Origin of the sequence: Thermogutta terrifontis, from assembly GCF_002277955.1 — a bacterium.
Lineage (GTDB): Bacteria > Planctomycetota > Planctomycetia > Pirellulales > Thermoguttaceae > Thermogutta > Thermogutta terrifontis.
Genome location: NZ_CP018477.1, coordinates 3,436,574 through 3,456,547, shown reverse-complemented (window position 1 = coordinate 3,456,547; position 19,974 = coordinate 3,436,574). Strand labels below are relative to the sequence as shown.

The following is a 19,974-nucleotide window of genomic DNA, read 5'->3' as shown; positions in this document are numbered from 1 at the left end:
CATTGTTTACTCCGTCACGGCAATGATGCCTCGCTCCACAGCCTGGCAGATGTGGTCGATTTCCTCGAGGCTGATTGCCAGCGGTGGGAAAATGACGATCACGTCTCCCAGGGGTCGAAGAAAAACTCCCTCCTGCCGGGCATACTGGCAGACCTGCCACCCGCGGCGTTCCGTCCAGGGATAAGGCCGTTTGGTGGCCTTATCGTGAACCAACTCGATGCCGGCAATCAGCCCACACTGACGCACGTGGCCCACATGCGGTCGTTCGGCGATCCTTTGCAGATGGCTGGCCAGCCGCTCGATTTTGGGGGGGAGTTGTTCCAGAGTGCGTTCTTCCTGGAACACATCGAGATTTGCCAGTGCCACGGCCGCTCCCAGCGGATTTCCACCGTATGTATGACCGTGAAAGAATGTCCGCAGTGAAGTGTAGTCACCCAAAAAGGCGTTGTAGATCTCATCCGTGACCAGAGTAGCAGCGACGGGCAAATATCCGCCCGTGAGCCCTTTTCCCAAACAGAGCAAATCCGGCGTGACTCCTTCGTGTTGGCAGGCGAACATTCGGCCGGTTCGGCCGAATCCCACCGCCACCTCGTCGGCAATGAGCAACACCCCATATTTCCTGGTCAACTCCCGAACCCCCCGTAAATACCCCGGTGGATGAACGACCATACCCGCGGCGCATTGCACCAGGGGCTCCACGATCATTCCGACGATCCGTGCGTGTTCGCGGCGCAACACCTCTTCGAGCTGCGCAAGATAGTAGTCAGCCAGTTTCTCGGGCGAGACTCCCTCGGGGGTTCGATACGTGTCGGGGCAGGGCAGCCGAATTGTGGGAAACATAAGCGGCTGAAACACGGCATTGAACCGGTCCACTCCCCCCACACTCACCGCGCCCAGCGTGTCTCCGTGGTACGCCTCGCCAAGTGCCAGGAAGAGCGTCTTCTGCGGTTGAGGATCAGGAATCTGACGCCAGTACTGAAACGCCACCTTGAGAGCCACCTCCACCGCCCCCGCACCACTATCCGCAAAGAACACATGATTGAGTCCCGGCGGAGCAATCTCGGTTAGACGCTTCGCCAGACGAATGGTGGTCGGATTGGAACAGCCCAGGGACGTCACGTGCGCCACTTTGTCTAATTGCTCTCGAATCGCCTGGTCCAGCCGCGGATGACGATGCCCGTGCACATTGCACCAGAGGCTGGCCACTCCGTCGATATACTCTCGCCCATCAATATCGATGAGCCGACATCCCTGCGCACTCTCGATAATAAATGGTTCGTACTCCGCCATTTGAGTAAACGCATGCCAATAAATCGTGCGGTCCCACTGGCGGAGTAATTCTTTTTCTTTCTCGTCCATGGCTTTTTTCACCACGTCACCAAAACAGGCGTACCCACAGTAAGCTTCGTCTGCTCGGCTGCACTTCCGTTGACGACAGCAATTTCCAAATAGCCCTGTGAGCCAAACAGCGCAATCAGACTACCCGGCGGATGCTCACCGTATGTCCGGCTGAGCTCTGCCAATTGATAATCTCCCGCTTTAATCACCGGCCTTACTTGCTGGGGCCAGCAATCTTTCCCAATATTAGTGATTAAATTGCCAAAGCGATCGACAAACACGATCCGGCCTTGTATTTCACGATCGCCAACACGAGGCCGCCAATCATCGGAGAGTTCCACCCACTTTTGCGCGGACGGTCCAAGTTCCTCAAGCGGAATGCCGTGGGTCAACCATGCCAGCGCGGGTCCCATCAGGTCGCGACCATGGAACGTGCTGCTGACTTCAGCACGAAAATACGCGCGATTTTCTATCCAAACGGCCCTTCGAGGAGCGGATAACTGGTAGAGGAACGTCAGCAAACCGTTGTCGGGCGCCACGATATATCGGCCTTCCCAATCCACCGCCAAACAGCGTCGCTCGGTTCCCACGCCCGGATCAATCACCGCCAGATGAAAACTGCCTTCCGGAAAGTAAGGAACTGTGTGACGCAGAACCCATGCGCCGCTGACCACATCTTGAGGCGGGATTTCATGGGTAACGTCCACGATGGTGAGTCGCCGATTGATCGAAAGCAGGACTGCCTTCAACTGGGCGACGTAGATACTGTCCCGACCAAAATCCGTCGTGAGTGTCACAAGGGCTCCCATACCACCGTCCTGCACGGCACCGATCGAACAACCCGATGTCAACGTTTCGGCTGGAAGAGGTTTCTTGACCGACGGCACATTTACCGAAAGAACCAGCGCCATTCAGGACTGGCGCTGGATCAATTCGAGGCAGATTTCCTTCACCCGAGCGGGGTTGATATTCGGATTGCGTTTTTTCGCCTGACCGACGAGGCTGCCGATCGCCTTATCTTTTCCCGCTTTTACTTCCGCGACCACCCGGGGATTGGCGGCGACAAGTTCCTCACACAGCCGTCGCAGTTCGCCTTCGTCCACCTGCACAATTCCCAGTCGCTGGATGGCTTCCCCCGCGGAGCAACATTGTTCCACCATCTCCGCAAAGACCATTCGAGCCTTGGCGGTGTCCAACTCACCGCCGCGGACCTTTCGAAGAAGCTCCGCGAGGTTGTCCGCACTCACAGGAAACTGGGCAATTGTCCATTGACGCTCGTTGAGCGTGCGGAGCACATCCTGCTGCACCCAGTTGGCAGCCATTTTCCCATCCCCGCATCCTTGCGCCAAACGGCAGTAGTAGTCCACGAATGCCCGCCCCTGATTGACGATCACATCACTGTCGTAGGCTGTGATCTGGTAGGTTGTTTGCAATCGGCGTCGGATCTCCGCCGGCAATTCACCGAGGGTCGCACGAATGCGTTCCAATTCTTCCTCCGTGATCGTGACCGGCACCAGATCCGGCTCTGGAAAATATCGATAATCGCTGGACTCTTCCTTGGATCGCTGAGGTCGTGTAATTTGGGCGTCTTCATCCCAGCCACGGGTCTGCTTGGGCACATCTCCCAATTTGTGCCCAGTTTCCAGAAAGGCTTCGTACTGCCGCTGCGCTTCGTAGGTGAGGGCCCGCTCCACCGCCCGAAAGCTGTTCATGTTTTTTACTTCCACGATCGGCGTGGCAACGTACTGGCCGTCGTCAGTGGGAATGTGGAGATTGATGTTCGCATCCACCCGCAAACTTCCCTCCTGCATATTGCAGTCCGAAACTTCCAGATAGTTAAGGAGCAACTTCAGCTCCGTGAGAAACGTTTTCGCCTCCGTCGGTGAACGCAAATCAGGTTTGGTGACGATTTCCAAAAGAGGCGTACCCGCCCGATTCAAATCGATTCGGCTGTCCGCCCGACCGGCTTTCTCGTCATGCATGCTTTTGCCGGCGTCTTCTTCGAGATGGACGCGGATGATCCCGATCCGCCGTGTTCCCTCGCCGTCCTCAGCGGGAATATCCAAGTAACCACCTCGACAGATCGGCAGATCGTACTGACTGATCTGATAGCCCTTGGGCAAATCGGGATAGTAGTAATTTTTTCTGTCCCACTTACTAAATCGAGCAATCTCGCCATTGAGCGCAAGCCCCGTTTTCACGGCGAGTTCAAACGCCTTACGATTCATCACCGGCAGAACCCCCGGCATCCCGATACAGACAGGGCAGGTCTGTGTGTTCGGCGGGGCCCCGAACTTCGTGGAACATCCACAAAAAAGCTTGCTCTCCGTGAGCAACTGCACGTGGACTTCCAAGCCGATCACAATTTTGTAGGGTCTTTCGCCCATGCTCATCTGATCTTTGCCATTCAGTCCTGCTCAATCCCATCTGGCCTCAACGTTGCGCACCGGCTCATTCAAAGTCGCCGGACAACGATTTCAGGACAGGAGTCGATCGTTTTCGATCAATGGTGGACGACGCCGATGCCAGTCCGTCACCTGCTGAAACAAATACCCCATTTGCAGTAATCGCTCTTCAGAAAGCGGTGGTCCCTGCAGCTGCACTCCGATGGGCAGTCCTTCTGTGCTCAACCCCGCTGGGAAGGCCAGGGCTGGAATCCCGGCGAGGTTTGCACTTACCGTGAACAGGTCGAACAGGTACATCGCTAATGGATCGTTGATTTTCTCGCCAATTCGGAAAGCCGGGGCCGGTGTCACCGGTCCGAGGATCATATCCACCCTTTCAAACGCCTGGTCGTAATCCTGACGGATAAGCCTTCGGACCTTGAGTGCCTTGAGATAATAGGCGTCATAATATCCGGCGCTCAGCGCGTAAGTCCCGAGCATGATCCGCCGTTTGACCTCCGCTCCAAAGCCTTCCGCCCGGGTTTTCCGATACAGCCGAACCAGGGCCGTGTCGAGATCATCCAGCGCAGCCAGATTGCCCTCTTGCTGCAACCGACGGCGTTCCTCGGCCAGTTCCGCCAGCATGGCCTTTTCGTCGGTCCGATATCCGTAATGCACGCCGTCATACCGAGCAAGATTACTGGAGGCCTCACTGCACGCGATGATGTAGTAGGTGGCCACGGCATATCGGGCGTGGGGCAGCGCGACCTCTCGGATTTCCGCTCCCAGTGATCGAAACACGTTGAGCGTTTCTTCCATCGTCCGCACCACGTCAGGCGATACACCGTCGCTGAGCATTTCCGGAACATAGCCGATCTTGATGGCATCTGGCCGTTGAGAGACCAGTTCACGATAGGGCGGCACCGGCCTGTTAATTGACGTGGCATCCCGCGGGTCGTGACCGGCCAGGACCTCCAGCAGCAAAGCACAGTCTTCCACCGATTGAGCCAAGGGCCCGATCTGATCGAGACTGCTGGCGAACGCTACCAAACCGTACCGACTCACCCGGCCGTAGGTGGGTTTCAATCCCGTTACTCCGCAGAGGGCCGCTGGTTGTCGGATCGAACCGCCCGTGTCACTCCCCACCGACAGCGGCACCATTCGGGCAGCCACGCAGGCTGCCGCTCCCCCACTCGAGCCACCGGGTATCCGCTCCAGATCCCAGGGATTGCGGGTTTTCTGAAAGGCGGACGTTTCCGTCGATCCGCCCATCGCAAATTCGTCAAGGTTGGTCTTGCCAATGATGACTGCATCTGCCGCTTTGAGTCTTGCCACCACCGTGGCATCATAGGGAGGTACAAAATTTGCCAGCATCCGCGAGGCGCACGTAGTGGGCTCTCCCTCCATGCAGAGATTATCTTTGACTGCCACGGGAATTCCCGCCAGCAGGCCGAGTTTCTCCCCTCGGGCTCGCCGACGATCGATCTCCCTGGCCTGGTCCAGCGCCTTCTCGCCCCGCACCGCAAGGAATGCCCCCACGTGTGGATCGTACTTTTCAATCTGGGCCAGCGCCGCCTGAACCAAATCTTCTGAGGTAACGTGCCCGTCACGGAGAGCCACCAGGAGTTCACTGGCACACCTGTCAAACGGGAATCTGTCGAGACTCGTCATCGCCGATCGGAACAATTGCTCGAGACACGGATCCCTGAAAACTCATACGTCGCCCAAAACCGCCGGAACGAGGTAACATTCGTCATCTCGATGGGGGGCATTCGCCAGGGCTATTTCGCGATCCAGACTTTTCTCCACACGATCTTCACGAAACACGTTGGCGAATTCCACGGCATGGGCCAGCGGTTCTACACCTTCCGTATCGACCTCGTTCAACAAAGCCATGTATTCCAGCACCCGCCCGAGCTGTCCGGTCATCTCGTCCACTTCCTCGGGGGTGAGAATCAATCTCGCCAAAAGTGCCACTTTCTCAATTTCCTGGCGAGTCAGGCTCATAGTGCCCTCGCTGGATCGATCGTCACACTAAAAGAGTCCACATCATGGGGGTAAGATCCCCGCCAATTCTACTTTGGTCAGACTACCTCGCATGATGGTATCAGAACACTCCAGTATACCGCGAACCGCAGCCAACGGGTGACCTCCCCGGTACGGCCCTGAGGCAACATCTCAGCACCCGATGTCACTTCGTCACTTGAATCTGGGCAAGTTCTGGCGATTGAGCCAAAGTTATTCACCTTTCCAGCTGTTCTTGACGATGCCACACTCTGGGCGACGCTCGCAGCATCTGTGAAGCAGCATCTGTGAAGAGGACTCCGCGACACAAGAGCGCTGCTCTCCTGGACCTATTGCCGGAGTTTTGCGCACGGATCAGCCAATAATGCGGGCGGAACTGCGACCATGGTAACTCTGTCCTCAATCCCAGGACGTCGTTCAAGTAGCACGCCGTGGATTCGTCGCAGCTTTTCGCCGTGGGCCGTGTGCACCGTCGCCGCTCTGGCGAGTTTATGGGGCAGCCTGGCATCGGGTCCATGCTGGCCACAAGAGACGGCGGTTGCCGATTGGGATTCTTTCGAAAGCGCTGCTGCCCCATCTTCTCCAGCCCCGGAGAGTTTACCAGGTCTCAGTAACCCCCCTTCCACGATCCAGAATCAGGACGACATTCATGACATCTTGAAGCTGGATGTGGAGCAACTCACGCAACTCGACGTGATTGCACCGTCTTTTCAAACGGAGGTGACGACCGTCACGCGGCAGGAAAGCAACGTGGGGCGTTCGCCCGCGGCGGTCTACGTCATCACATCCGAAATGATTCGCCGGTCGGGTGCGCGCACCCTTCCTGATATTCTCCGACTTGTTCCTGGCTTCCACGTGGCCCGCATGGACGCCAACAAATGGGCCATTTCATGCCGTGGCTTTACCGACCGCTTTGCCGACAAGCTCCTCGTTCAAATTGATGGTCGCACCGTTTACACCCCTCTTTTCTCCGGGGTGTATTGGGATGTCCAGGATCTTCTTCTGGAAGATATTGAGCGGATCGAAGTGATTCGTGGTCCCGGCGCCAGTGTGTGGGGTGCCAACGCTGTCAACGGTGTCGTTAATATCATCACGAAAAACTCCAGCCACACGCAGGGCACGTTCTTCCAGACGGGAGCGGGTACGGAAGAAAAGGGATTTGCCGAAGCTCGTTACGGCAGCAAGCTCAACGATCAAACTACATTCCGCGTTTATGGCAAATGGTTCGAAAGAGACGGTGGTTATCTCCCGCCAACTTCCCCATTCTCCCAGAACGAGCCGGACGACTGGCGTCAGGCCCGGACAGGATTCCGAATTGATCACACGCCCACGCAGGATGATCTGCTCACGTTACAAGGTGACTATTACAACGGCTACTCTGGAGAGGGGGTCCATCTCCCCGGCTCATTTCCGCCAGACTTTCGTGTCACGCTCCGCGACGATGTCCACGTCGAGGGCGGAAATATTCTGTGGCGGTGGTCCCGTCACGTGGATGAGGACTCCAATTGGATAATCCAAATGTATTACGACCGGACCGAGCGTCATAACACCGGATTCCTGTATGCAGATGACCGCGATATATTTGACATCGACTTCCAGCACTCGTTTCCACTGGGAGACCGCCACGCTCTCACATGGGGATTTGGATACAGGTACACCGAAGATTTCGTGAATCCCCAGCCCTGGTATCTGGGATTCAATCCAACCAAGCGGGCCGATGATCTTTTCAGCTACTTCATCCAGGATGAAATGGAAGTCATCGAAGAGAGATTATTTTTCCTTGTCGGGTCAAAGTTTGAACATAACGATTATTCTGGTTTTGAATACCAGCCCACCGGGCGGGTTGTCTGGCAACCAAACCCTAGAACGGCCTTTTGGGGGGCCATCTCTCGCGCGGTGCGAAGTCCCTCGCGCGCTGACTCTGATCTCGAGTTGGTCCTTCTCTACGACATTTTGCCCGGCCCGCTGCCGCAATTCGCCGTTGTTCAGGGAAATCCCCACTTTAAAAGCGAAAGCCTTCTCAGTTACGAAATTGGCCTGCGCCGGCAGCCGGTTAAAACGTTCTACTGGGACCTGTCCGTCTTTTATAACGATTACGACGACTTGCGCGGTTATCTGCCTTTAACACCGATGGCTGGGACCACCCCCGGCGGCTGGCCTGCCGTAATTGTTCCCGTCACCTGGACCAACGGGGTCAGGGCGCAAACGTATGGGTTCGAATGGTCGGGTTCCTGGGAACTCAGCGAGACCTGGTCGGTGCGCGGGGGTTATAGTTTTATCAGGCTGAATATTGAGCCAGCGCCAAATGTCATCCCGGCAGCGGAGGAAGGAGGAACGCCACGGAACATTTATTTTATTTGGCTGATGGGGCAGCCCTGGCAGAAATGGCAAACAGACGTGATCCTGCGTTATGTTGACAATGTCGATAGTCCCAACGTACCTCGCTACCTGGTAGGAGATATTCGCCTGGCACGACAGCTGTCCAAATGTGCGGAAGTATACGTGGTGGGACGGAACCTGTTCGACGGCGCCCATCGGGAATGGTCCCGCCAGGATTCCCTTGCCATCGTCGGTACGGAAGTTCAAAGCGAGATATACGGCGGCTTCACGTTGCGCTATTGAGCGGGAATTGGCTGGTGAAGACCTGATGTATCCGATCCGCGTGCGGCATTGTCAACCGCAAACAATCTTCCAACGGGGCGCGATATTCCTGCACGATCGCGCGTGGGTTGCGGTGTTTTTGCTTCTAACCGCATCAGGATCGGTTTTTTCGCAAGAAGTGATCAACCGTGAATATCTGATAAAGGCCGCATTTCTAATAAATTTTGCTCGATATATCGAATGGCCCGATCTCGCCAATGATCCGAATGCCCCCCTCATCATCGGCCTTTATCAGCCTGATCCGATCAGTCCCTACCTCCGCCAGGCCATTCAGAGTGACGCGACTCCCCGCACGATACAGCTCCGGATAGTCAATCCCGATGATCCGGTTCCGCATTGTCATATTCTATACTTTCCTAGAGGCATACCACCGGAAAAGCAACGGAATATCTTACGGGCCATCCCCGTTAAAGGCATTCTCTTAGTCGGTGAAACCGAGGGATTTCTCGAATGGGGTGGTACGATCAATTTCGTCATCGTGGACAACAAGGTCCGTCTGGAGATCAATGCCTCACAGGCGCAGGTTCAGGGTCTGAAGATCAGTTCCAAACTCATTCAAATAGCCCGGCTCGTCAGATAACCCGTTTACCCTGTCGGCTTGCCTCGGGAATCACCAGCATTTTCGCGCGACTCGTCAAGTCATTCACGTATCATGGCCTTCCACTGCGGCGGAAAAATCTGCAGTGGTTTCTGGATCGGCCCCTTCGCACGAAGCTCCGGCTGATCTTCGCTGCCGCGCTGGGAAGCGCGTTTGTGATTGTGAGTCTCGCTGTAATCGGGCTCCAGGTCCATCTGACGCTCCATCATGAGGCCTCGCAACTCCGCGCACTGGCCAGTGTGATTGCCGCAAACGCCTCGGCCGCCGTGGAGTTCGAAGACCGGGAAACCGCGGCAGAACTTTTACAAAGCACCTTCTGTAAAAGGGATGTCATGCGCGCAGCCATTTACGACGGCAACGGTCGTTTATTCGTGGCCTCCCTTTCTCCCACTCTTACAACCAAGCTTCAACCCCTTCCCGGCAATCTGTCTGATCTAAAAACCCGAAGCAGTTCACCACTCAGCCAACTCACCATTCTTGTGCCCATTGTGCATCGCAACCGTCTCGCCGGCCACGTGGTTTTGGAAGCCTCTCTCCGCAGTGCGTGGCAGAATATCGCTCTCTACCTTTCCGTAATGGTTGGGGTGTTTGCTCTTGCAGGGGCGTTCTCCGCCTGGGTCACGGTGTATTTCCAGCAGGCCCTCCTGATGCATGTCACACGGCTTCAAAAAACCATGGAAGAGATCACGCGGACCGGCGATTATTCCATGCGAGTCAACGTGAGTTCTCAGGATGAGCTGGGTCAATTGGCTCACCAGTTCAACACCATGCTGGGACACATCGAGCAAGCCGAGGCTGCACTCCGGGAAACCAACGAAAAACTGGAAGAACGGGTGCGGGAACGGACGGAGCAACTCCAACAGGCCTGTCATGCTGCCGAGGCTGCCAATCGTGCCAAAAGCATCTTCCTGGCCAACATGAGCCACGAGATCCGCACGCCCATGTCGGCCATCCTGGGATACCTCGATTTCCTCGCAGACGCGGATACCACCCCCGAACAGCGTGCCACTTATCTGGCCATTATCCGCCGGAATGGCGAACATCTCCTCAACCTGATCAACGATATTCTGGACCTGTCAAAAATCGAGTCGGGGAAGTTCTCCGTCGCGCGTCAGCCGTGCCATCCCGTCGAGATCGCGCATGACGTGGTCTCCCTCATGAAAGTCAAAGCGGCCGCCAAAAAGATCGACCTGGCAATGGAACTGGCCGGCCCGATTCCCCAGCAAATTCACACTGATCCGATACGACTAAAACAGATCCTTGTCAATCTGATGAATAACGCGGTCAAGTTTACAGATCAGGGAAAAGTAACATTAAAACTTTATATGCGGGATGGAGAGAATAAACGTCAGATGTGCTTTGCCGTTGTGGACACCGGGCCGGGAATTCCTGAATCCGATCGAGAACGGATTTTCGAAGCGTTTGTCCAGGGCGAAGAGTCCCTCGCCCGACGACACGGCGGAACAGGCCTGGGCCTGACGATCAGCCGAAAACTCGCTCATCTGTTAGGCGGCGATATTTCGGTTTCCAGTACGCTTGGTCAGGGAAGCACCTTTGTACTCACTGTCGATCCCGGTCCCCTCGAGGGAATTCCCATGATCACCACCTGGACGCCCCAGGCACAACCCGATACTCAAAGCCAGAATAAAGACTCAGTACCAGCAGTCCATGGCCACGTTCTTCTGGCGGAAGACGGACCGGATAATCAGCGTTTGCTCAGCTTTATTCTTCGCAAGGCGGGGTTTGAAGTAGCCGTCGCTGCCAATGGAGAAGAAGCCCTCCGCATGGTCGAGCTTGCGGAGTGTCAGGGTAGACCATTCGAATGCATTTTAATGGATATGCAGATGCCCATTGTTGACGGATACACTGCTGCCCGAGAGCTTCGCAGTCGGGGGTGTCGCATCCCGATCATCGCACTGACGGCTCACGCTATGGTCGGCGACCGGGAAACGTGCCTGGCAGCGGGGTGCGATGATTACCTGTCCAAGCCGGTGGACAAAAAAACACTGGTCGAGACCGTCGCCCGCTATGTCGCCGTCTACCGAGACACCCCCAGGCCAAAGGCAGCATCTCTTTCGGAAACCCGCTAAATGATGTCGCCTCCAACGGCTCCTGACTCATCCCCGCTTTTTCTCTGCCGACGGGGTCGCAAACAACCAGAAGGGTTCGCGTGGGAGTGAGAGTCAGCTCGGAGGCACCAGCTTGTCGCGTGCGCTTTCCAGCGTTGAGTCATGTATTGCCTTAGGTTGGGCACGACAAGCGTGCCCCTCCGAATAAACGGACGGTAAGGACAATTTCTGAATTGCCCTTACAACACGTTTCGCCCGTGCCATCTCTCGCGTTTGCGCAAAAATGGGGACGGGGTCAGCAACGGCTCCTCTTGAACTCTCTTTCGCCACTTTCCAAGATGGAAAATCTTGACAGAGTGCCAATTACCCCGACTTGAAGGCAGAGATCCCGTAACACGTGCTGTACTTTTAACCTATGGAAATCCCCGTTATCCAACCACCGCTGATCCTCAGCACGTGGCATTTTGGCCGAATAGCCAACCGCGCAGGTTGGGCGGTTCTCAGTGAGGGTGGGAACGCCCTGGACGCCGCGGAGGCCGGTTGTCGGGCCGTGGAAGAAGACCCCTCCGTGACGAGCGTCGGTTTTGGCGGTTATCCAGACGCCTCAGGAGAGGTGACCCTTGACGCCTTAATCATGGCCGGTCCTCACCGGTGTGGTGCCGTGGCGTGTCTCCGACATTATTTGCCTGCCATTTCTATCGCCAGACGGGTGATGGAAAAAACGCCCCACGTCCTTCTTGTGGGACCAGGTGCCGAGGCCTTCGCTGCTGCGGAGGGATTTTCCCAACGTACGCTCCTTACTCAAGAGGCACGCGAAGCCTGGGAACGCTGGAAGCAGGAACACGGATCAAGCTCTAATGAAAAACTCTTGCGCGACAACTCGCCCGGCGAAGAGCCACACGACACCATCGGGGTTCTTGCTCTCGATGCCGCAGGTCATATTGCGGGTGGTTGTTCGACCAGCGGCCTGCCTTTCAAATTGCCGGGACGAGTGGGCGACTCACCGCTTGTCGGTCATGGCCTGTACGTGGATCCCGAGGTGGGTGGCGCCGTGGGCACAGGGCACGGCGAACTCATCATGCGTGTCTGTGGCACATTCCTGATCGTGGAGGAAATGCGAAGAGGTGCAAGTCCCGCCGAGGCAATCAAAGCAGCCCTGGAACGAATCAACCGCCAGTGTCGGCCCGATCCTCGGCAGCAAGCAGCGTTCATCGCGCTTCGTTGCGACGGTGCGTGGAGTGCTGGCTGTCTGCGGAAGGGCTTTCAGGTGGCCGTGCGCTCAGCCACAGTCGAAACGCTTACGGAACCCCACTTGGTTCTGATGAAGGGCGACTGAAACGTTCTCACTCTGGCATCCTAGCAGGTTGGGAAAGCTCCCCATAAACCGCCGCCACGCCCGCCGCCATACTTTCCAACGAGAATCGGTCTCGCTGGCGCTCGTAGGCCGCACGGCGCATGCTCTCCCAATCCACAGCACCGTCCAGAAACCGTGCAATTGCACTCGCAAGGGCCGAAGAAGAACCCGGGCGAACGAGCAAACCTTCACAACCATCGCGAATAATCTCGGGTACTCCCTCCACTGCGGACGCCACGACGGGAAGGCCTGCAGCCATGGCCTCAAGCAGGACCATGGGCATCCCCTCACCGAAAAGGCTGGGCAGAACGAACAAGTCCATGGCCAGCAGCATCTCCTGAGTATTCTCGACGAAACCGGTCCACGTCACAATTTCGTCAAGTCCCAGGCGGTGTGTCATCTCTTTGAGGTGCCGTTCGTACTGTTCGCTTTCAAATGGCCCTACTGCAAGCACCCGAAGCCGATAACCGCTCGAACTGAGGCCCTGTATCGCTTTGAGGAGAATCTCGACACCTTTTCTGGGGCGGAAAAGTGCCATGGTCCCCAACACCCAAGACCCTTCAGGAGGCTTTCTCACCGTGAGAGATTCCCACGCTGCAACGCCGTTGGGGACTGTAACCACACGCCGCGCCGGGATCCCGAGGCGAACCCAGTACCTGCGGAGACTTTCCGACACAGCAATAATCCGGTCGGCCTGTCGCGCGGCCCACCAATCAACCAGCCCAACGACGATGTTTTTGAGATACCGCTTACTATCCCACAGCGTCGGGCTGTGCGCATGGTACACCCAGGGAAGTCTTGTCCGCCGATGCACTCCCGCGCAAAGCACGGCCGTCCGCGGCGTGTGGGCATGCAAGAGCGCGATGTTCTCTTGCGCACACACCCTGATCAGCCGATCGATCGACTTTCGCCACCCCAGTTCCGGCATCGGAATGCGGTATAAGGGCACGTTTTTCGAGCGGCGAGTCTCCGCAAACCTCCCATCCTTGACACAGGCAAAGACCACCCCGTACCCAAATTGGGCCAACCCCAGCGCCAGATTATCCTGAACGCGTTCCGCGCCGGAATAGTATTCGCCATTAACGACGTGAAGGACTTTCAATACTTTTTGTTTCTTCTCTCCATCACCACCAGGTGACGGCACTATCGCTGCCCCGTAACCTCCGTCAAGGCATGGCCGGTTGAGCCCATCTATGGCTGATATTTCAGATACAGTTTCCACGAGCTGATCCCTATGCACTCACACGATCCTGCGTTAAACGCACATCAGCGCTTAGTAGGCATTTTCTCCTTTTAGAACGACAAATATCGTTTGGAATAGAATTTTAATGTCCATCCACAGCGACCACTCGCGAATATATTGCAAATCCCATTCCACTCTTTTTTGCATTTTCTCAACAGTTTCAGTTTCGCCCCGACATCCATGGACCTGGGCGAGCCCAGTCAGGCCGGGCTTCACCTTGTGTCGGAGCATATAGCCCTGGATAATGCGCCGATATTCCTCGTTATGGGCAGTCGCGTGGGGACGTGGGCCGACCAGAGACATCTCCCCCCGCAACACATTAAACAGTTGCGGCAACTCATCCAGCGATGTTCGCCGCAGAATCGCGCCGATTTTCGTCACTCGCGGGTCGTTTTTCTTCGCCTGCTGCACCTGATCCCCATCCTCGGTCACTGTCATCGTGCGAAACTTCCACACACGGATCTCCCGTCCATCCAGGCCATATCGGCGTTGCCGAAAGAACACCGGGCCCGGAGATGTCGCTTTGATGAGTATCGCAATCACTATCATCAGGGGCGCAAAAAGGATCAGGAGAGCCGATGCCAGCACGACGTCCATGGCCCGTTTTACAAAACCATCAATCCCATAAAACGGATTTTCATAGACGCTGACAACGGGCAGGCCGCCGATATTCGTCCACCGCGAATGAAGCAATTGAAAAACAAAGAAATCCGGGACGATATACACGGAGGCCGTGGTGTCCGCCAGTTGCGACAATATGCCGCGAATACGCTCCTCGGCCCGCATGGGGAAAGTGATGTAAATCATATCCACCCGGTGTTGCCGGGCATGTTCAACCAACTCTTGAATATTGCCTAATTTATGTCCCATCTCGGGAGGAATTGCACCCGTGCGTTCTTCAGGCCGATCGTCATAGAACCCCAGGAGCTTGAGTCCCAAATCGGGCGCATTTTCCAGTGCTTCAACGAGCCGGAACGCAAGTTCGTTGATTCCCACCACAGCATAATACCGCGTGTTGTATCCCTTTGCCCGAAGAACGCTGAGCACCCCGCGAACCAACCCACGGTTGACCACGACAACGGCTGCCGTCAGTAAAGCCCACAGGGCGACAGTGTCCCGGGAAAGATTCCACCAGTCACCTAGAACGAACCCCAGCGTTAGAAAGCCAGGCAGCGTGAACAACCAGGTTGATACCGCACACCACAATTCGCGCTCCAGCGAGATGCCGCGCCAATTGCGATAAAGCCCCGTGATCTCCGCCACAAAGTGGAAGACCAGGACGGTCAGCACGGCAGCGAGAAAATCCGACTGTCCAAAATCACGCTGTAAGGCAACCGCACCCCACAATCCAGCAACAATTGCAATTCCATCCAGAAGCCGATAGAACAATTCGCGAACGGACCAATATTGATGGATGCGCCGTGCTGTAGTCATGGTTGGGCAATCCTCGCAGGGTCGGACGTTCGAAGACCGGTCTGCAACACGTCCAAGTCCGTGTGACGGTTAAAAAAGGCGAGATTCTTTGCTACCCTGCAGAATAATAGAACAAGCTTTGGCACTTTTAAAGAAAGACGCTGTCGTTATTCACCTCTCCGGTCGAAAGTTTCGCGGACCACTGACGTTTGCTCCTTTTTACGGAATATTCTGACAAATCGGCAAGATCCTTTTCTTTGTTAATTCACGGCAAGTTCATTTATTTGATAAGCGAGGATACGTTGACTGCTGTTTGCTCAAGTTGTAGCGATACAGCAGCGCCCTCGCGGAGTTTTTTTATCCGCCGGAATGCCCTCAGAAGCTCTCAAGATGTTAGGTTTTTGTAGTGCAGGTCGGCGTTTAGACGAGAGAACGTGCCGGGCAGCGTGCCCGTCGAGTGTCCGTCAATTTGCTTACCAAGGCGCTTTGTCAGTTATTCCCGGATGAAAATCGGCGCAGCAACCCAATGATGGGTCAAACAACCCAGCAGCAGGTGTGAACACATTCCCGGTGTAAATAACTGCAGGAGTACGGGAATCAGGTTAAATGGAGCCAAGGCGACTCCGGTATTCGCCAAGAATGGGGCCCAGCAGAGCTCCAATCTGTCCGCCGTCAGGGTGCATTCCGCAAGGTCAAAGTCCTGCTTTTTGAGGTGAAGAGCATGGCCGAGATTCCCTGGGAAACCGATGGCAGGCAGCCTTCCGCCAGGTTCAAGATTTTTGTTGCAAGCGGGCCAAGCGGGGAACTTTCGTCCCTCGCCAAGGGGTTGGAAGACGAATTTGAGGTCGTGGTTCAATCAATCCAGGAAGTAAAACTTAACACGATCGTCCAATCCAATTCGGATGTTGTTCTTTTGCCCGCCTCCGAGAAATCTCTTGCGTTGTCTCGGCAAATCAAAACTGGTCCAATCGGCCCGTTCACTCTGGTCATTATCGTTGGTGAACTCGATACGCTTCCATCACCCGAGCAATTGTGGGAATCCGAGGCGGACGACTTCATAAAGCTGCCGGTAACCTGTGAGTGCCTACGCCTGAAACTTAGGGCCCAGTTGCGATCACAAGAGCGACTGCGTGCCGCCGTGGAACGAGTCTGGACCCTGAACGCGGAAATTCAGCGTATCAACCGGGAACTGGAAATACTCGCAGAAACGCGTTTTCAGGAGATCATTGAAGTCCGCGACCTTACCATTTTCGCTCTGGCCAAACTTGCCGAGTCCCGCGATCCCGAGACCGGCGAACATTTGGAACGGATGCGCTGGTATTCTCGCATCATCGCCGAAGAATTGTCCATCGGTTTTACAGTTAAAGAAGACATCCCCTCCCGATTCGCCGAGGAAATCTTCCGTTGCGCTCCACTGCACGACATTGGAAAGGTGGGCATCCCCGATTCGATCCTTCTCAAGCCGGGACGCCTCACACCTCAGGAATTCGAGGTGATGAAGCAGCACACGGTCATCGGGTACCAGGCCCTGCGGGAAGCGCTCCAGAAGAACCCGGCAGGATCGTTCCTTGCCAGGGCGGCAGAAATCGCTCGGTCCCACCACGAACGGTTCGACGGAACCGGTTATCCCGACGGATTGGCGGGAAAGTCGATTCCCCTCGCCGCCCGCGTGGTCACGGTCGCCGATGTCTTTGACGCGTTGACGTCTCCCCGGATTTACAAAAAAGCCATTGACCCCGACGTGGCAAAGAGCATCATCTTGCGGGAAGCGGGAACCCAATTCGATCCTGACGTCGTGGCGGCCTTCGAACGTCGCTGGAAAGACATCTCCGCGGTGGGCGAACCTTACTGGCAACAAATTCCCGCGGAAAAGCTGCAGCAATCTTTCGCCGAGTTTAGAGGTGTTAATGCCCCGTCGATCACAACGGACACAGCTCCTATGGCCCAGCAAGCTGTTCCGTTCTGACTGGCGGCTTAACGATCGTGAATCTATCGATTGGCAATGGCCGCGGTCTTCAGCCGGCACCTCTGCCTGACCTGGTCAGTGGACTGATTCGCAGGCGCAAACGCCGTGTATGGAAAATGAGCGACGAGCTCGATGTCCAACCAAGCGCGGCTCCACGCGGCTGATGATTTTGGCCCGACGCTATTTCCACAAATTCATCCGGCGCTCCTGTCAGTCTTGCGCTGGTGCCGGGGGAACAACCTCCGGTTGATTGGTTTTCTGACATTCTTCACACGGGGGTTGTTCAAGGGCCCTGGGACGAGCGACTGGATGATGGACGGGTGGCCCGATCCACTGCCCGTATTCATCGCACGCCTCACACCCCGCCCGTTCCCCGCCCCAATCGCCCCAGTAACGTGGGCCACACCCGTCACAGGGATATCCCCGTCCAATGCCCAACAGGTGGAACAATCCCGCGAGTGGCCCGGAATGATAGACGCCCGGCTCTTCCTCCGGATAAACCGCTCCTGGTCGGGCCATCCCAACCAAAGGACCACTGCGGTGGTAGCATGTGGCACAACATCCGGCAGAAAAAACCAAGCCGATTGCGCAGACCACAAAGCCACTCACAGTTGCAATTTTGATATTTTTCGGAGTCATTTTTTCTTTCCCAAATTGAGCCTTTTCCCTGGTAGCGGGCGAGCCAAGCAAGCACCCTGGGCCGTAACCGTCCGTTTTGTATTAATCGGCCAACTTATCCGGCAAACTCCGAAAAATCGTTAAACTTTTTCCAGACAACACGCACACGTTGTGCATGCCAAGAATGGGGGCTATATTGGCACTCACAACTCAAAAGGTCCGCTGTCCAAGGCGGATCGGCTCCCGTCGAGAGATTCGCGAAACTTCCGTCGAAAAAGGAGCCGTTGTTTCAAGCCACTTTAGGGGGCCTCACGATGAATCGGCGAATTTGGCTTGTCTTGTCAGTTGTGGCGATCAGTGTACTTCGGTCTTCGCAGGCTTTCGGCGAAACCAGTCTGACTGCTTCCACGCTGGCCGAGGGAAGGCACTCACCGGTCCGAGCGATCAAGCATTCTGACGTCGTTTTTATGTACGACAATCCAGACATGTACGAGCCCTACGGATGTACCGCCCTGGGCTGGGCAGGCAGTCAATCTCCCGATCGCATCCGGCTGGCTCACCAGCGTGGGGTGCGTCTCTTCGCGGTAAGCATCGGGTTCCGAACGGAATTTGCCCGGATGATTGACTTCACTCCCCAGTTCATGGAAGCCACCTGCCGAAATTTCGCAGGAGAGCCATTCATCGTCCCCTGGCTGTGGGATCACAAACATAAAGAACAGCCCGCGTGGTGGTTCTGCACTAACAGTCCCCTTTATCGGGAATACCTCTATTCCCGACTGCGGCAAGTGATTGCTTCCGGGGCAGATGCGCTTCATATCGATGATTACACAGGCACAGCCGGTGCCGTCACCTGGTTGGACGCGTGTTTTTGCCCCAGTTGCATGTCGGGCTTTCGTGAGTATCTCAAGCGCAAGCTCTCGCAAGAGCGGTTAGAGGAACTCAAGCTGGGCGACCTCAGCAAATTCGACTACCACCAGTATTTGATCGAGCAGGGCATTACCCCGGAGAAGTACCACACACAACGGGCCCAACTCCCGCTGGCTACCGAAGTTCTGGATTTTCAGGTCAAATCCGCCACGCAGTTTGTGGCGGAATTCCGCGAGAAGGCTAACGAATGGAAAGGCTCCCATATGCCCCTTGCCGTCAATTCCAGCCTGGTGGGTCCCATAAACCTTGCAATTACCCCCTACGTGGACTACTTCTGCTGTGAAGTGGACCACCAGGCGGGGAAGCGTCAGGTGCCGCTTCATCCGATCTACGTGTACAAACTTGCCGATGGCCTCGACCGACCCGTTACGTCCACGGCCAGCGGCGGTGACTGGGCCGATGTGGCCGCCAACAACCTTCCCGGGTTGGTCCGCACGTGGATCGCCCTTTCGTATGCCTTCGGCCACAACTTTATGGCGCCCCACCGCCAGTGGTGTTACACCCGGGAAAAAGGGACCCACTGGTATTCTGGACCGGTGGAAGAATATGCCCCCCTCTATCGGTTTGCCCGTTCCAATGCCGAAATTCTTGACGACTTTGAGTCCATCGCCAAAGTCGCCGTTGTTTACGACAGCCACTCCCAGCGACAAGGGAAGGGGCAGATTGAGCCGATCTGTACGGCTCTCGCCGAACTCAATGTGCCTTTTACGATCGTCGTTCAGGGCGACGACTGGTTGCCGGGCTACAACCTCCGTGAATTCGACTTGGCCCAGTATGCAGCGATTGTCATTCCTCAGAATCTGGCCCCGTCGGCAGACCTGGAGCAGGTTCTGTCAAGCCCTTCTGTTCAGAAAAAGCTCGTGCGGTGGAAATCGCCCCAGGACGCGGTGGCGCTGGCCGATCGCTGGATCCGCCTAAGCCCCGAGAAACAGCTCTTTGTCACTGGTCGCCGCCATTTGCGGGAGAAGCGGCTTGCGGTTCATCTGGTCAACCGCCAGTACGACCCTGCCCGCGATGCGGTGACACCAGTCCAGAACGTCGTCATCACCCTCGACAGAGCTATTCTGCCGGGCCCGCCGGCGAACTCTCAGTTGGGAACGGTCCGCAGCTTCTCCGAGCAGTCCGGTAGCGTTGAGGTTCGTGCGAATGCCGAGCATGTGGAATTGAACGTACCGGCGGTGGATCTGTGGACGATTGTGGAGCTCCGCTGGCCATGAGTGCCTTGCGGACGCAAGCCTTCGGCACAGCCCTCCACCGATTCCGCCGCCTGGTCCCCGTTACAGCCCTCTACCCAGGTAATTCACGGGTGGTCTTCGCGGAGAAATGCGGCAAACGTATAATATTAAATGGCGAGTCGGGAAGCGCTCGCCCCGACGTT

The 19,974-nt window shown here is 56.2% G+C and carries 14 protein-coding genes; 6 read left to right on the top strand and 8 right to left on the bottom strand.

What is annotated here, in order from left to right; genetic code table 11:
* Window positions 1-6 precede the first annotated feature (6 nt).
* The 5 genes from bioA to gatC all read right to left on the bottom strand — a co-directional run bounded on the left by bioA (window position 7) and on the right by gatC (window position 5,729).
* Complete coding sequence (bioA, locus tag THTE_RS12820; RefSeq protein WP_095416896.1) at window positions 7-1,359, bottom strand: adenosylmethionine--8-amino-7-oxononanoate transaminase; 1,353 nt, start codon at window positions 1,357-1,359, stop codon at window positions 7-9.
* Between the two features lie 8 nt (window positions 1,360-1,367).
* Entirely contained in the window at window positions 1,368-2,147 is a 780-nt protein-coding gene (locus THTE_RS12815; protein WP_157732075.1) for an SAM hydrolase/SAM-dependent halogenase family protein, read from the bottom strand.
* A gap of 102 nt (window positions 2,148-2,249) precedes the next feature.
* On the bottom strand, window positions 2,250-3,731 hold the full coding sequence (gene gatB / locus THTE_RS12810; protein WP_237260141.1) for an Asp-tRNA(Asn)/Glu-tRNA(Gln) amidotransferase subunit GatB: 1,482 nt from the start codon (window positions 3,729-3,731) through the stop codon (window positions 2,250-2,252).
* Between the two features lie 84 nt (window positions 3,732-3,815).
* Complete coding sequence (locus THTE_RS12805; protein WP_095415800.1) at window positions 3,816-5,393, bottom strand: amidase; 1,578 nt, start codon at window positions 5,391-5,393, stop codon at window positions 3,816-3,818.
* A 42-nt stretch (window positions 5,394-5,435) separates the two neighbouring features.
* Window positions 5,436-5,729, bottom strand: coding sequence for an Asp-tRNA(Asn)/Glu-tRNA(Gln) amidotransferase subunit GatC (gene gatC / locus THTE_RS12800; RefSeq protein ID WP_095415799.1), 294 nt, complete (start codon window positions 5,727-5,729; stop codon window positions 5,436-5,438).
* Between the two features lie 402 nt (window positions 5,730-6,131).
* Here gatC and THTE_RS12795 point away from each other — a divergent pair, with 402 nt between their 5' ends.
* The 4 genes from THTE_RS12795 (at window position 6,132) to THTE_RS12780 (ending at window position 12,411) form a co-directional block, all read left to right on the top strand.
* The gene (locus THTE_RS12795) at window positions 6,132-8,369 is read left to right on the top strand and encodes a TonB-dependent receptor plug domain-containing protein (RefSeq protein ID WP_095415798.1); all 2,238 of its coding nucleotides are present in this window, start codon (window positions 6,132-6,134) and stop codon (window positions 8,367-8,369) included.
* A gap of 25 nt (window positions 8,370-8,394) precedes the next feature.
* Window positions 8,395-8,988, top strand: a complete 594-nt coding sequence (locus tag THTE_RS12790) for a TOL_0243 family YfiR-like periplasmic protein (RefSeq protein ID WP_095415797.1) — start codon at window positions 8,395-8,397, stop codon at window positions 8,986-8,988.
* Between the two features lie 173 nt (window positions 8,989-9,161).
* Window positions 9,162-11,096 (top strand): ATP-binding protein, encoded by a 1,935-nt coding sequence (locus tag THTE_RS12785; RefSeq protein WP_168175859.1) that lies wholly within the window; start codon window positions 9,162-9,164, stop codon window positions 11,094-11,096.
* 394 nt (window positions 11,097-11,490) lie between these two features.
* The gene (locus THTE_RS12780; RefSeq protein WP_095415795.1) at window positions 11,491-12,411 is read left to right on the top strand and encodes a glycosylasparaginase; all 921 of its coding nucleotides are present in this window, start codon (window positions 11,491-11,493) and stop codon (window positions 12,409-12,411) included.
* A gap of 7 nt (window positions 12,412-12,418) precedes the next feature.
* Here THTE_RS12780 and THTE_RS12775 read toward each other — a convergent pair whose 3' ends face one another.
* The gene (locus THTE_RS12775) at window positions 12,419-13,573 is read right to left on the bottom strand and encodes a glycosyltransferase family 4 protein (protein ID WP_168175858.1); all 1,155 of its coding nucleotides are present in this window, start codon (window positions 13,571-13,573) and stop codon (window positions 12,419-12,421) included.
* A 129-nt stretch (window positions 13,574-13,702) separates the two neighbouring features.
* Window positions 13,703-15,106, bottom strand: a complete 1,404-nt coding sequence (locus THTE_RS12770; RefSeq protein WP_095415793.1) for an undecaprenyl-phosphate glucose phosphotransferase — start codon at window positions 15,104-15,106, stop codon at window positions 13,703-13,705.
* Between the two features lie 700 nt (window positions 15,107-15,806).
* Between THTE_RS12770 and THTE_RS12765 the strand changes: the two genes are divergently transcribed.
* Window positions 15,807-17,051, top strand: a complete 1,245-nt coding sequence (locus THTE_RS12765; RefSeq protein ID WP_095415792.1) for an HD-GYP domain-containing protein — start codon at window positions 15,807-15,809, stop codon at window positions 17,049-17,051.
* Window positions 17,052-17,261: 210 nt separating this feature from the next.
* On the opposite strand, the gene THTE_RS12760 is transcribed toward THTE_RS12765, so the two are convergent.
* A complete protein-coding gene (locus tag THTE_RS12760; RefSeq protein ID WP_095415791.1) occupies window positions 17,262-17,690 on the bottom strand; it encodes a hypothetical protein in 429 nt (142 codons plus the stop codon).
* Between the two features lie 293 nt (window positions 17,691-17,983).
* Between THTE_RS12760 and THTE_RS12755 the strand changes: the two genes are divergently transcribed.
* The gene (locus THTE_RS12755) at window positions 17,984-19,813 is read left to right on the top strand and encodes a hypothetical protein (RefSeq protein WP_095415790.1); all 1,830 of its coding nucleotides are present in this window, start codon (window positions 17,984-17,986) and stop codon (window positions 19,811-19,813) included.
* Window positions 19,814-19,974 lie beyond the last annotated feature (161 nt).

Coding starts and splice junctions, on each gene's coding strand:
- bioA (WP_095416896.1), bottom strand. CDS start 1,359: ATGGACGAGAAAGAAAAAGAATTACTCCGCCAGTGGGACCGCACGATT.
- THTE_RS12815 (WP_157732075.1), bottom strand. CDS start 2,147: ATGGGAGCCCTTGTGACACTCACGACGGATTTTGGTCGGGACAGTATC.
- gatB (WP_237260141.1), bottom strand. CDS start 3,731: ATGAGCATGGGCGAAAGACCCTACAAAATTGTGATCGGCTTGGAAGTC.
- THTE_RS12805 (WP_095415800.1), bottom strand. CDS start 5,393: ATGACGAGTCTCGACAGATTCCCGTTTGACAGGTGTGCCAGTGAACTC.
- gatC (WP_095415799.1), bottom strand. CDS start 5,729: ATGAGCCTGACTCGCCAGGAAATTGAGAAAGTGGCACTTTTGGCGAGA.
- THTE_RS12795 (WP_095415798.1), top strand. CDS start 6,132: ATGGTAACTCTGTCCTCAATCCCAGGACGTCGTTCAAGTAGCACGCCG.
- THTE_RS12790 (WP_095415797.1), top strand. CDS start 8,395: ATGTATCCGATCCGCGTGCGGCATTGTCAACCGCAAACAATCTTCCAA.
- THTE_RS12780 (WP_095415795.1), top strand. CDS start 11,491: ATGGAAATCCCCGTTATCCAACCACCGCTGATCCTCAGCACGTGGCAT.
- THTE_RS12770 (WP_095415793.1), bottom strand. CDS start 15,106: ATGACTACAGCACGGCGCATCCATCAATATTGGTCCGTTCGCGAATTG.
- THTE_RS12765 (WP_095415792.1), top strand. CDS start 15,807: ATGGCCGAGATTCCCTGGGAAACCGATGGCAGGCAGCCTTCCGCCAGG.
- THTE_RS12760 (WP_095415791.1), bottom strand. CDS start 17,690: ATGACTCCGAAAAATATCAAAATTGCAACTGTGAGTGGCTTTGTGGTC.
- THTE_RS12755 (WP_095415790.1), top strand. CDS start 17,984: ATGAATCGGCGAATTTGGCTTGTCTTGTCAGTTGTGGCGATCAGTGTA.